Source organism: Sporanaerobacter sp. (genome assembly GCF_047830725.1).
In the GTDB taxonomy this organism is placed as follows: Bacteria; Bacillota; Clostridia; order Tissierellales; family Sporanaerobacteraceae; genus Sporanaerobacter.
In genome coordinates, this window is record NZ_CP181252.1 from 1193854 (window position 1) to 1206118 (window position 12265).

The following is a 12265-nucleotide window of genomic DNA, read 5'->3' on the forward strand; positions in this document are numbered from 1 at the left end:
ATTTGAGGTGAAAAAATGAAGAAAAAATTTGCTAGGACTTTTTTTATATCTTTTTTATGTTTTGTTGTAGCATATGGGGGAATAGGATATTATTTTATGAATCATAAGAATGAAGCAGCAATAGGAACAATAGGAAAAGAAGAGAAAAAAATAGATGATCATTTTGATGAAAAAAACGAGATATTGTTTTTGCTTTTGGGAGTAGATGCAAAAGATGTATCTAAATCAAAGGGAACTAGAACGGATACTATGATGTTGGTGAATATAGACTTTAATACAGGAGCTGTAAAAATACTTTCTATACCAAGAGATACTAGAGTTGACATAAGAGGATTAAGTGGTAAGAGAAAAATAAATGCAGCTCATGCCAATGGGGGACCAGAACTATCAGTAAAAACTGTACAAGATCTTTTAGGCGTGGATTTAGACTATTATGTAAAAGTGGATTACAAGGTAGTTAAAGAAGTAGTAGATGCTATTGGAGGAGTTAAAGTAGATGTGCCTATGAACATGAAATATGATGATCCAACAGCAGACCCACCACTTCATATAAATTTAAAAAAAGGAGTACAGGTGTTAAATGGGGATGAATCTCTTCAGTTTTTAAGATTCAGAAAGGGATACAAGGATGCAGATTTAGGTAGAATAAAAGCTCAGCAACAATTCATGAAAGCTTTTATGGAACAAGCCTTAAAGCCTAAAAATTTGCTTAAATTGCCAAAGATGATATCAGCATATTATAAATATGTAGATACAAATATACCTATGGGAACGTTAACTAAAATGGCTTTTAGTGCAAACAAAATAAATACAGAAAATATTCATGGAGCTACTATTCCAGGAGACGGGCAATATATAGGGAAAACTAGCTATTTTATATACAACAAAGAAGAAATGGATATACTAGTAAAAGAAATGTTTGGGGATTATCTTTATACAAATAAAACTGTAGAGTAGGGGAAATATATGAGAAATATAAGAAAGGATAGAAAGAAGGAACATATAGAATATTTTCTTAAATCTAGTCATGAACAGTCTACATTGTTTGAAGATGTATATTTAGAACACAATGCACTACCTGAGCTAGATTTTGAAGAAATAAAAACAAATACTACATTCTTGGGAAAGAGTGTAGATTATCCTATAATGATAAATGCCATTACAGGGGGTACAGAATTTTCCCGGGAAATAAATAGAACTTTGTCTAATTTGGCACTAAAATTTAATATTCCCATGGCAGTAGGTTCTCAGACCATAGGAATCTATGAGGCATGTAGTAGAGAATCTTTTGAGATTGTCAGAGAAACTATGAAAGATGGGGTAGTCATAGGAAATTTAAGTGCCAATGCTACCATAGATGAAGTAAAAGCTGCCATAGATATGATAGAGGCAGATGCCATTCAACTTCATTTAAATGTTGCTCAAGAACTTGTCATGAAAGAGGGAGATAGACATTTTAAGGGGCTATTTAAGAATATAGAAAATATAGTTAAAAACATAGATGTACCTATCATTGTAAAAGAAGTTGGATTTGGGATATCAAAAGATGTGGCTATTAGATTATATGATGTAGGTGTGCGTTATATAGATGTTTCAGGGGCTGGAGGAACCAATTTCATTGAAATTGAAGGACGAAGAGATATAAAAAAGGATTTTTCTGATATATATACTTGGGGAATACCAACTGCAATGAGCCTTATACAATGTTCGAATATCAAGGATGATTTAAAAATCATCTCAAGTGGTGGTATAGAAGATTCTATTGATGTAGTGAAATCCTTATGTATTGGAGCTCATATGGTAGGTATCAGCGGGGAAATACTCAGAAGAATTTTAGAAGGAGGATATGATTCAGCCTATAGGTATTTAGATGAAATGACATATAAGCTCAAGATACTCATGCTTCTTCTTGGTAAAGCAAATATTGAAGAGCTAAGGAATACTCCATATAAAGTTAAAGGTGAATTAAAGGAATTGGTGGATAATTAGAATCCACCAGTTCCACCACCACCAGCGCCACCGCCGCCACCTCCGGAAAAACCTCCTCCACTTCCAAAGTTACCGCTACTTCCACTGGAAGATGAAACAGTGCCAAAAGCTCTATTTATACTTTGATCAAAGGTATTGTTTTTAGGAGAGCTAGTGAGAAAATACCAATATATCCAGCTATTCGTATTGGTCATATCATAACAGTTTTGTGCGTGTATTTTGTATTCATTTAAAATTTTCCTATCTATTCCGAGTGCTAATGCATATATAAGAGATATATCCAAAGGATATTCAAATATGTCTTTATCTAAGTCACTTCTGTTTTCTTTCATATACTTCATGAAATCTTCCCATTTTTTATATTCACTATATCCTAAATCTGATCTCCTAAAGAATAAAAGTATACTATATACTATTCCAAATATAGAAACAAAGAGAGGAAATAGTCCATAGCTGCTACCAAAAGTAAGAGATACAATTGCTAAAGTCATAAATACTATAGATAATATCAAAATAAATATTCCCCATGTTTTGCCTTTGTCATCAAAATAACCTTTATCTATAGCATCTTCTTTGACTTTTGTTGTCCACTGTCCATATTCTTTCCAGAAATCTCCGTAGTATTTTTTGGCGTAATCTTCAATTTGTCTTGTTTCAACCTTATCTCCAGTACCTATATGATCAAATATCCAATTCATAAAATACCTTTCATGGGCTAGAAGATTTCCATCTTCATTTTTAGTTTTTGTGATGATGATATTGTTGATTTTCTTTTTATATTTTCCACCATCTTCAATTTGAAGATACTCTTTTCTTGAAAGATCCAATATAGTAGCTATAATGGAATTTGAATTTACAGAATAACTAAATAAATATGAAGCTATAGCAGGAGTACAATCATCAGGTATAGGGTTTGACTTTACTTTTTCATATATATTTACTTCTCTTCTTAGACTGATCATAGCTAAAGCTAATAGTATTGTATTTATTCCACCCAATATTATGGATATATAATTAAAAGTGTTTTTCCTATGTTCCATTTTAGCATTTTCAGCTATTATATCTTTTTGTAGTTTTTTTTCAGCATTTATTATTTCAGCATAGGAATTTTTATTTATTAAATTGTGAGAATTTGGGATAAAATTTGTAGGAAAGAGTATTCTACTTTCTATAAAAGTGTTTGATGGAACATTTTCTACTTCCATATGTACCATATCCTCATCTACAAAATCAATATTCCCATTTAGTGGTCCATGGGCAAATATCTTAACTTTATCATTTATATTTTGAGGGAGTTTTATATTTACTGAAAAATAGTCAATAGGGGTGGAATTTTCAGCTCCTAAAAATTTGTAATATAGTTCTCCAGTATCATTGTACAAAATAGCTACATTTTTTAGTGTATACTTAAATTTAAAGGTTTTTTCTTCATTTTCTGAAGGACAATAGATTTTTATAACTTTTTTATTTTCTCCTCCAAGTATTTCAAATACTTTTTTATCTCCGTTTTCACCATTTTTAATTTTTGTATATTCTACTTCTTTTTCGCCAATTATTTCTGATACTTGAGTATTTTCTATTCCATTGGTACCTTCAAGGGATATTTCTCTGTATATACCATTGAATTCACTTGAAAAAGTATATGTAATATATTCTTCAACATACAAATCTCCATTTTCTAAAAGCTTGGATTCAACTAGCCATCTATTTACAGCTAAATCTCCATCTGCACTTGCTTCTAATGGAAAAGAACTAAAAATAATTAAGGTTAGAAAAAGCATCAATATGTACCTTTTTTTCACACAACTCACTCCTTTCAATTTATTATATTAATCATATACTATTTTAGATGTTTGAGTAAATAGTTATAGAAAAAGAAAATACTTAAAGGAAAATAAAAAGAATTAGAGAATATATAATTAAAGGATGTGATAGGATGAAAGATAAAATACTTATATTGTTGAAAGAAAACAGAGATGGATTTATTTCTGGAGAAAAGATAAGTGATAAATTTGGCGTGAGCAGATCGGCTATTTGGAAATATATGAATGCTTTAAAGGAAGAAGGCTATGAGATAGAATCCATACCTAGAAAGGGGTATAGACTGGTTTCTTCGCCAGATATACTTACTTATGGGGAAGTAGAAGAATATTTAGGAACTAAAATTATAGGAAGAAAAATATATTATTTTGACACTATAGATTCTACAAATATAAAAGCTAAAGAATTAGCTTATAAAGAAGACGAAGGGACATTGGTTATAGCAGAAGAACAAACACTGGGCAGGGGGAGATTAGGTAGAACTTGGATTTCTCCTAAGAAAAAAGGCATATGGATGTCTATCATATTGAAGCCTAGCATAGATCCTATGAAAGTGGCGAAGATAACTCAAATAGGTGCAGCAGCAATAGCTTTAGCTCTTGAAGATTTAGGCATAGAAGCATTTATAAAATGGCCAAATGACATTGTCATGAATGGGAAAAAGGTATGTGGAATACTTACTGAAATGAGTTGCGAATTAAATATGATAAATTATGTAATAATGGGTGTAGGTATAAACGTGAACTTAGACAGTGAGGATTTTCAAGGTGAAGTTTCTAAGGTAGGGACTTCTCTTAAAATAGAAACAGGGGAGAAGATCAATAGAAAAGAATTGTTAGGATTATTTTTAAATAGATTTGAAGAATTATATATGCCTTTTATAGAAAAAGATGACTTTTCTAGTACATTAAAAGTATGTAGAGAAAAATCAATACTAATAGGGAAAGAGGTGAAATTAATAAGAGGAAGTGAAGAAAAAAAGTGCAAAGTAGTAGGGTTAAATGGTGATGGAGAACTAGAAGTTGATTATGGCAATGGTGTGGTTGAAAATGTATTGTCAGGCGAAGTATCTGTAAGGGGATTATATGGATATGTATAAGGAAAAAAGGGAGAGCAACACTCTCCCAATTATCTAAAAATCTCAATACATCTATCAAGTATTCCAGTTGCATATGCCAGGACTATTCCATAGTTGGTTATGGGAACATTATTTTCTTTACATATTTTGATTCTACTTTCAATTTCTTTTCTATTGACCATACAACCGCCACAGTGTATGACAAGGCTATACTTACTTAAATCTTCACTAAAATTGTACCCTGTTTTAAAGTCGAAATTAAAATTTTTTCCAGTTTTCTTTTGAAGTAGTGTAGGTATTTTGATTCTTCCAATATCTTCATGAGATGTGTTGTGAGTACAGTTTTCAGCTATTAGTATATTTGACCCATCTTTTAAAGATTTTATTGCATTTATTCCATGAACAAAATCTTTTAAATCTCCCTTGTGCCTTGCAAAGAGAATAGAAAAGGAAGTAAGGGGGATATTTTTTGGTACAATTTCATCTACTTTTTTAAATATTTGGGAATCAGTTATAACTAAATCTATATCATTTAAGTCGTTTAATGCACTTTCAAGTTCTACATCTCTCACTACATAAGACTTGATTCCATTGTCAAGACAATCCCTTAAAACTTGTACTTGAGGAAGAATGAGTCTTCCCTTTGGAGCCTCCTTGTCAATGGGAACTACAAGTACAACTTTTCCGCCATATGGAATTAAATCTCCTACAATAGGAAGGTCTTCTTCTGTATCTTGAATTTTTTCAATAATTAAAGTTTTAAGCTTTTCGATGCTTTCATTAGAAGTAGTTGACACTAAAACAGCTTCAGGAAACTTTTTACTTATAGCATGAATTTGTTCTTTAGAAAGAAGATCTATTTTATTTATCACAAGAATATAGGGAATATTGTACTTCTTAAACATCAATTCCATATTCAAAAAAGATTCTTCATCAATATCCTCTCCATCCATTACATATAGGGCTATATCTGTACGTCTTGTTGTATCTAAACTTTTCTGTGCTCTCAAATGGCCGAGATCTCCTTCATCATCAATTCCTGCAGTATCAATAAAAAGCACTGGTCCTACTGGATTTAATTCCATGGCCTTTTTTACTGGATCTGTGGTAGTACCTTTAAAAGGGCTGACAATGGAGACTTCTTGTCCTGCAATTGCATTTAAAATAGAAGATTTTCCTGCATTTCTTTTTCCATATATAGATATAGTTGTTCTATTTGAATTTGGAGTATTATAGATAGACATCCCTTTTACCTTCCTCTATGGTTTTCAATTTTTCTTCAATGAGTTTTCTTCTATTTGGCTCAAGCTTATCTAATTCTTTTGATATAATTTTTTCTCCTCGTTTTCTAGTTTCTTCTGAAGCATAGTCTATTAGATATTCTTTAAATGTAAATATTCCATTGGCTTCACAGAAATTTTGTATTTCTCCTGGTTTAGCTTTGCACATGAATTCTTCTCCAGTTCTTCCTGAACGATAGCAAGCAGTACAGAAGGAAGTCAAAAACCCTAAATCACACATTTGTCCAATGACTTCATCTAGAGAACGCATATCTCCTAATTGGAATTGTTCTTTATCTGGTATATAATCATCTTTTGTATATCCACCTATACCTATTCTTGAACCTGCATCTATTTGAGATACCCCAAGAGGAATTACTTGTTTTCTTACTTCAGGGTTTTCCCTTGCAGTCAAAATCATTCCAGTATAAGGAACGGATAGACGAAGTATAGCTACGATTCTTTTGAAGTCATCATCTGAAACCTTATATTTAGTTTGGTCATAAAATTCAGTATCTATGGCTGGTTCTATTCTTGGGAAAGAAATAGTGTGAGGACCTACTCCAAAAGTTTCTTCTAAATGTATAGCATGATATAGTAGCCCCATGACTTCGTATTTCCAATCATAAAGTCCAAACAATGCACCTATTCCCACATCATCTATTCCGCCTTTCATGGCCCTATCTAAACCATATAGCCTATAGTTGTAGTCGCTTTTCATATCTCCTTCGGGATGAAGTTTTTTATATGTTTCATAATGATATGTTTCTTGGAATATTTGGAATGTTCCTATTCCTGCTTCTTTAAGTTTTTTATAGTCTTCTACTTCCATAGGGGCGGCATTTATATTTACCCTTCGGATTTCACCTTTTCCATTTTTTGTACCATAGACAATTTTCATAGTTTCAGCTATAAAATCAGCATCATAATGTGGATGTTCCCCATATACTAAAATAAGTCTCTTGTGTCCTTTACTTTCAAGAATTTTCACTTGTTCTTCAAGTTCTTCATGAGTCAAGGTTTTTCTAACTATGGCTTTATTGTTTCTTCTAAATCCACAGTAGAGGCAATTGTTTATACATTTGTTTCCTATATAAAGAGGTGCAAAAAATACTATTCTGTTTCCATATATCTCTTGTTTAAGGGTTCTTGCAGCCTCAAATATTTCCTCTAAAAGTTCCTTATCTTCTACTTGTAGAAGTTTAGCTGTTTCTTCGGGTTCAAGACGAGTTTTACCTAAAGATTTAGCTATGATTTTTCTTATTTCAGCTTTAGAAGCCCCTTTGCCACTTTCAAGGAGTTCACAAATTTTTTCATCATTGATAAAACTATTTTCCATTTTCATTCCTCCTAAAATTTATATTGTCTCCTCTTTCCATATCCACAACAAAACCAACATTTTTAGCCTTTTCTTGAATGGTTTTCAACTCATGGGCGTCCCTTGTTTCTTTGTTCTTATATATCTCATATTTTTTTCTCACATATATAGGTGAGAGATTGAGCATGACTACATTTCCTCCAGCCATCAGGCCACGTTCTAGTCCATCTTGACAAATGGTATTTAAAGCAGTAGTTATAGGGATTAATGCAGTTGGAAGAAGAAGTCTTGTGAGGGAGAGCATCACAATAGTTTTTTCTTCGGAACCAACTCTTTCATCCTTTAATGGAGTATCAGGGTGAGGAATCAGTGGACCTATTCCCACCATGGCTGGTTCTAAATCTTTTAAAAATATCAGATTTTCAGCTAGTATTTCATTGCTTTCACCAGGCAGTCCTACAAGGAATCCTGCTCCAACTTGGTATCCTATTTTTTTCAGATTGTATAAGCAGCTTTTTCTGTTTTCAAAATTCATTCCAGGATGAAGTTTGTTATACAATTGAACATTTGCTACCTCGTGTCTAAGCAGAAATCTATCTGCTCCAGCCCTATGAAATCTATCATAACTTTCATAGCTTCTTTCTCCAATGGAAAGAGTAACTGCTACATCTGGGAATTGTTTTTTTATTTTAAGTATCAAATTTTCAAATATGTCATCAGTGAAATATAAATCTTCTCCGCCTTGCAATACAAAAGTCTTATATCCTATTTTGTATCCTTCTTCAAGAGAGAGGAGTATTTCTTCTTCACTGAGCCTGTATCTATCTACATTCTTGTTATCACGTCTAATGCCACAGTACATACAATTGTTTTTGCAGTGGTTGGAGTATTCCAGAAGTCCTCTTATAAATACTTTGTTTCCATAAGTTTTGATTGTAGTGTCTTTTGCCAATTGGAATAAATAATTTTGTGAAGATTTATCTAAATTGTTTAAAATATAGATGAGTTGATCTTTAGACAGGGAGTTGGTTTTGTATAATTTGTCTAATACTTTTTTCATCAATCAAGCTCCTTTTTAGATATAGAAGTTTTTACAGTGATATTATTTAGATTTCCTAATTTTCCTGTCAGGCTATTTATTTCATCAATAGTTCCTACAACAGTTATGGATATGACTGAAATATTTTCCTCATCAAAAGGTATGCCCATTCTTCCTTTTATGAGGGATTTGTATTCTGAAACGATTTTGTTGAACTCATATTGGGATTTTTCTGGGCTTTCCAATATGGCACTAATGATTGCAATCCTTTTTTTCAAGAAATTTCCTCCTTTCTAAACAAAAAAACTTCCTCTGAAAGGAAGTTGGGTAGCAAAATAAAACCAATTCCCTTTCAGGATAGAATTCTCTATTCCTGTCAGGTATTAGGAATATTGTACATCCAAATCCATCAAGGTATTTCCTCAAAAAATTTGGATGAAAGTTCAATTTGATAATATTTTAACAAAATTATCATGAAAAGTCAATCCTATAAAAAATATGACACATATTTCTTATAAGTCTAGGAAATTATACCTATTTTGTCTAAAATGATAGAAATTATGGACAAAATCTATAATACCTGTTGCAGTTTATAAAAATTTCTGATAATATTGCTATATTATACATAGTATATTTTACCATAAAATATTCTGATTGTATACACTGTAGAAATTGTGGGTGATATTTTGGCATATAAATATATGAAATTATCTGAATGTAGCAACGGAGAAATATTGAGTGAAAATTTATATGATTTAGAAGGAAGTATTTTGGTTTCTAAAAACTCAACTATAAATCCATATATTGCTGAGAAATTAGAAGAATATAAGGTGGATAAGGTTCCTGTATATATTTCTAAAGAAGAATTGTCTGGAAGGCAAAAAAGAGACTTTAGGGGATTATACAAGGAAAGTGTCATAACGCTTAAAAGCATTATGAACAATTTAGCCATAGGAAAAATTGTAGCTCCTAAAAAAATAAGAGAAATTTCTGATACTCTATACGCATATATAGATAAGGTTGGTATCTCAATAGAACATATTTTTGAAATAAAAGCTAAAGACAAATATACCTACAATCATTCTATGAATGTAGCACTGTATGCTCTTTTGATTGGGGAATGGTTAGGATGTAGTGAAGAAGAAAAAAAGAATATAATAAAAGCAGGGCTTCTACATGATATAGGAAAATCTAGAATACCTTCAGAAATATTAAATAAAAAAGGTAAACTTACAAAGGAAGAATTTGATATAGTTAAAACTCATACTACCATTGGATATACAATGGCTAAGGATATTTTGAGCATAGACGAAAATGTAAGACAAGCTATTCTTTCTCATCATGAAAGAATAGATGGAAGTGGATATCCTCAAGGGCTTAAAGGTGATGAAATAAACAATTATGCTAAAATACTTGCTATTGCTGATGTATATGATGCATTGATATCTAAAAGAGTATATAAGGAAAAGAGTACCCCATTTCAAGCTGTGGAAGAATTGAAAAGGGTTGGAGCATACTCTTTTGATGTCAATATACTTAAAGTATTTTTTGACAATATAGTAAACTATTATTTAGGTTCTAAGGTCAAAATAAGTGATGGACATATAGGAGAAATAGTATTTATTCCTCCTAACAATATTACTTGTCCAGTTGTAAAGTTGGGTAACACCTATGTGGATTTAGCTAAAGAAGAAGAGTTAAAAATACTTGAAATGGTAGGATAGTGTAAAATCAATTTTTACAAAGTTTTGGTACTACTCTTGTAGCTACATATGTGGCTACAAAACATTTAATTAAATCTCCAGGTAAAAATATGATACAACCAGTTTTTAGTGCTGTAGCAAAAGAAATTTCTTTTAACAGCACTTTATTTAATATAAGATACATATAGGGAACACCAAAAGCATAAATAACAGCTGTGCCTGCCAATGCAGCTAAAAACATTTTCTTAAAGTTAACTTTCTTTTCAGTATTTCCTATGATTCCAACTATGTATGCTGCAAATATAAATCCTATCAAGAATCCAAAAGAGGGACTAAAAACTGTCTGTGGTCCTCCTGAAAATCCTGCAAATATTCTTATTCCGCAAAGTCCTAATATCACATATACTAGTTGAGACAAGCTACCAAGTTTAGGTCCCAATATAAGTCCAGATAAAATAGTAAAAAGGGTTTGAAGAGTAATAGGAACATTTCCTAATGGAATACTTAAAAAAGCTCCTATAGCTGTCAATGCTGTGAATAATGATACCAATACCATGTCTTTTGTACTGATTTTCATAAAAAAGCCTCCTTAAATTAAAATTTGTCTAACTAAATATAAAATCAAGTTTACAATATAAATATACTTTATTGTTCTCATATTGTCAACTAAAAATATAAAGCGGTTGACAATGAAAGTTTTTATGGTTTCCTCAAAATAGCTTGACAAGAGTTCTAGCTGTGTATATACTGTATATAAAGAATATAGACAGTATATACACAGCTAAATTAGAATGGGGAGATGAAAATGAAAATACTTATTTCAAATTCCTCAAATGAGCCCATATATGAGCAGATATCTAGCCAGATAAAATCTATGATACTTAAAGGGGAACTTATAGAAGGAGAGATGCTTCCTTCTATAAGAGGACTTGCCAAGGATCTTCAAATAAGTGTCATTACCACAAAGAGGGCTTATGATGAATTGGAGAGGGAAGGCTTCATTGAATCAGTTCAAGGGAAGGGTTCTTTTGTTGCCAGTCAAAACAAGGAACTCATGAGAGAGATGAAACTAAAGATTATAGAAGAACAATTGCAAAAAGTAGTCAAGGAATGCAATGTATTGGGACTTTCCTATGAAGAAGTAAGTGAAATGCTAAGAATTTTGTTTGAGGAGGTTTAAGTATGGACTATATTTTAGAGGTAAACAATTTGAGAAAAGAGTTTAAAAAATTCGCATTAAAAGATATAAGTTTTAAATTAGAACCGGGATATATCATGGGGTTTATAGGACCAAATGGGGCTGGCAAGAGTACTACTATTAAACTAATAATGAATTTGCTTAAATTAGATGGTGGAGAAATAAAGGTATTTGGATTAGACCATAAAAAACATGAAAAAGAAATAAAAGACAGGATTGGTTTTGTATATGACGAGAATTATTATTATGAGGATTTGACTATAAAGCAGATGAAGAATATAGTGGCAAGTTTTTATTCTAAATGGGATGATGCTACTTTTAATGACTATATTGAACAATTTGATTTGGATCCAAAATCTAAAATAAAGACTCTTTCTAAGGGGATGAAGATGAAATTTTCTCTAGCTGTAGCTCTTTCTCACAATGCAGATTTAATCATAATGGATGAGCCTACATCTGGATTAGATCCAGTATTTAGAAGAGAGATACTAGATATACTTTACAATGTCATACAAGATGAAACTAAAAGTATATTTTTCTCAACTCATATAACTACTGATTTAGAGAAAATAGCAGACTATATTACTTTTATCAATAAAGGAAGTATTGTTTTTTCAGAAACTAAAGATGAAGTACTTGAAAATTATAGTGTGGTTAAAGGAGGAATAGACCTTCTTGATAGAGATATAAGGAAAGAATTTATAGGTCTTAAGGAAACCAATGTAGGATTTGAAGCATTGACGAATAATAAAGATAAGGTGAAAAGACTTTTTGGAGAAGAGGTTCTGATAGAAAGAGCAACTCTTGAAGATATAATGTTCTATACAGTAAGGGGGTAA

General features: G+C 31.5%; 12 protein-coding genes. 6 read left to right on the forward strand and 6 right to left on the reverse strand.

The annotated features are described in order from the left end of the window. The first annotated feature begins 15 nt into the window (after window positions 1-15). Window positions 16-957: an LCP family protein gene (locus tag ACFWUA_RS05855; protein WP_416197133.1), complete on the forward strand. Its 942-nt coding sequence runs from the start codon at window positions 16-18 to the stop codon at window positions 955-957. Window positions 958-966: 9 nt separating this feature from the next. Beyond that, the gene (fni, locus tag ACFWUA_RS05860) at window positions 967-1989 is read left to right on the forward strand and encodes a type 2 isopentenyl-diphosphate Delta-isomerase (RefSeq protein WP_416197134.1); all 1023 of its coding nucleotides are present in this window, start codon (window positions 967-969) and stop codon (window positions 1987-1989) included. On the opposite strand, the gene ACFWUA_RS05865 is transcribed toward fni, so the two are convergent. Further along, window positions 1986-3791 (reverse strand): DUF2207 domain-containing protein, encoded by a 1806-nt coding sequence (locus ACFWUA_RS05865; protein ID WP_416197135.1) that lies wholly within the window; start codon window positions 3789-3791, stop codon window positions 1986-1988. The genes fni and ACFWUA_RS05865 overlap by 4 nt on opposite strands. 134 nt (window positions 3792-3925) lie before the next feature. Between ACFWUA_RS05865 and ACFWUA_RS05870 the strand changes: the two genes are divergently transcribed. Next, on the forward strand, window positions 3926-4909 hold the full coding sequence (locus tag ACFWUA_RS05870; protein ID WP_416197136.1) for a biotin--[acetyl-CoA-carboxylase] ligase: 984 nt from the start codon (window positions 3926-3928) through the stop codon (window positions 4907-4909). A 29-nt stretch (window positions 4910-4938) separates the two neighbouring features. Here ACFWUA_RS05870 and hydF read toward each other — a convergent pair whose 3' ends face one another. The 4 genes from hydF to ACFWUA_RS05890 are packed head-to-tail and all read right to left on the reverse strand — an operon-like array spanning window position 4939 to window position 8803. Continuing rightward, on the reverse strand, window positions 4939-6132 hold the full coding sequence (gene hydF / locus ACFWUA_RS05875) for a [FeFe] hydrogenase H-cluster maturation GTPase HydF (protein ID WP_416197137.1): 1194 nt from the start codon (window positions 6130-6132) through the stop codon (window positions 4939-4941). Then, window positions 6119-7507: a [FeFe] hydrogenase H-cluster radical SAM maturase HydG gene (gene hydG, locus ACFWUA_RS05880; RefSeq protein WP_416197138.1), complete on the reverse strand. Its 1389-nt coding sequence runs from the start codon at window positions 7505-7507 to the stop codon at window positions 6119-6121. The genes hydF and hydG overlap by 14 nt, the downstream gene beginning before the upstream one ends. Further along, window positions 7497-8546 carry a [FeFe] hydrogenase H-cluster radical SAM maturase HydE gene (gene hydE / locus ACFWUA_RS05885; protein ID WP_416197139.1) on the reverse strand — a complete coding sequence of 350 codons (1050 nt, stop codon included), beginning with the start codon at window positions 8544-8546 and terminating at the stop codon, window positions 7497-7499. Before hydE ends, hydG begins: the two co-directional genes overlap by 11 nt. Then, the gene (locus ACFWUA_RS05890; protein ID WP_072745170.1) at window positions 8546-8803 is read right to left on the reverse strand and encodes a TM1266 family iron-only hydrogenase system putative regulator; all 258 of its coding nucleotides are present in this window, start codon (window positions 8801-8803) and stop codon (window positions 8546-8548) included. The genes hydE and ACFWUA_RS05890 overlap by 1 nt, the downstream gene beginning before the upstream one ends. A 408-nt stretch (window positions 8804-9211) precedes the next feature. On the opposite strand from ACFWUA_RS05890, the gene ACFWUA_RS05895 reads away from it, so the two are divergent. Continuing rightward, the gene (locus tag ACFWUA_RS05895; RefSeq protein ID WP_416197140.1) at window positions 9212-10249 is read left to right on the forward strand and encodes an HD-GYP domain-containing protein; all 1038 of its coding nucleotides are present in this window, start codon (window positions 9212-9214) and stop codon (window positions 10247-10249) included. A 7-nt stretch (window positions 10250-10256) separates the two neighbouring features. Here the strand turns inward: ACFWUA_RS05895 and ACFWUA_RS05900 are convergent, their stop codons facing one another. Continuing rightward, window positions 10257-10805 carry a biotin transporter BioY gene (locus ACFWUA_RS05900; RefSeq protein WP_416197141.1) on the reverse strand — a complete coding sequence of 183 codons (549 nt, stop codon included), beginning with the start codon at window positions 10803-10805 and terminating at the stop codon, window positions 10257-10259. Between the two features lie 228 nt (window positions 10806-11033). Between ACFWUA_RS05900 and ACFWUA_RS05905 the strand changes: the two genes are divergently transcribed. Continuing rightward, entirely contained in the window at window positions 11034-11408 is a 375-nt protein-coding gene (locus ACFWUA_RS05905) for a GntR family transcriptional regulator (protein WP_416197142.1), read from the forward strand. 2 nt (window positions 11409-11410) lie between these two features. Next, window positions 11411-12265, forward strand: a complete 855-nt coding sequence (locus ACFWUA_RS05910; RefSeq protein ID WP_416197143.1) for an ABC transporter ATP-binding protein — start codon at window positions 11411-11413, stop codon at window positions 12263-12265.

What these genes read in the sequence shown, in the direction of transcription:
- ACFWUA_RS05910 (WP_416197143.1), top strand. Translation starts at nt 11,411, where the DNA reads ATGGACTATATTTTAGAGGTAAACAATTTGAGAAAAGAGTTTAAAAAA.
- hydF (WP_416197137.1), bottom strand. Translation starts at nt 6,132, where the DNA reads ATGTCTATCTATAATACTCCAAATTCAAATAGAACAACTATATCTATA.
- hydE (WP_416197139.1), bottom strand. Translation starts at nt 8,546, where the DNA reads ATGAAAAAAGTATTAGACAAATTATACAAAACCAACTCCCTGTCTAAA.
- ACFWUA_RS05905 (WP_416197142.1), top strand. Translation starts at nt 11,034, where the DNA reads ATGAAAATACTTATTTCAAATTCCTCAAATGAGCCCATATATGAGCAG.
- ACFWUA_RS05900 (WP_416197141.1), bottom strand. Translation starts at nt 10,805, where the DNA reads ATGAAAATCAGTACAAAAGACATGGTATTGGTATCATTATTCACAGCA.
- ACFWUA_RS05870 (WP_416197136.1), top strand. Translation starts at nt 3,926, where the DNA reads ATGAAAGATAAAATACTTATATTGTTGAAAGAAAACAGAGATGGATTT.
- hydG (WP_416197138.1), bottom strand. Translation starts at nt 7,507, where the DNA reads ATGGAAAATAGTTTTATCAATGATGAAAAAATTTGTGAACTCCTTGAA.
- ACFWUA_RS05855 (WP_416197133.1), top strand. Translation starts at nt 16, where the DNA reads ATGAAGAAAAAATTTGCTAGGACTTTTTTTATATCTTTTTTATGTTTT.
- fni (WP_416197134.1), top strand. Translation starts at nt 967, where the DNA reads ATGAGAAATATAAGAAAGGATAGAAAGAAGGAACATATAGAATATTTT.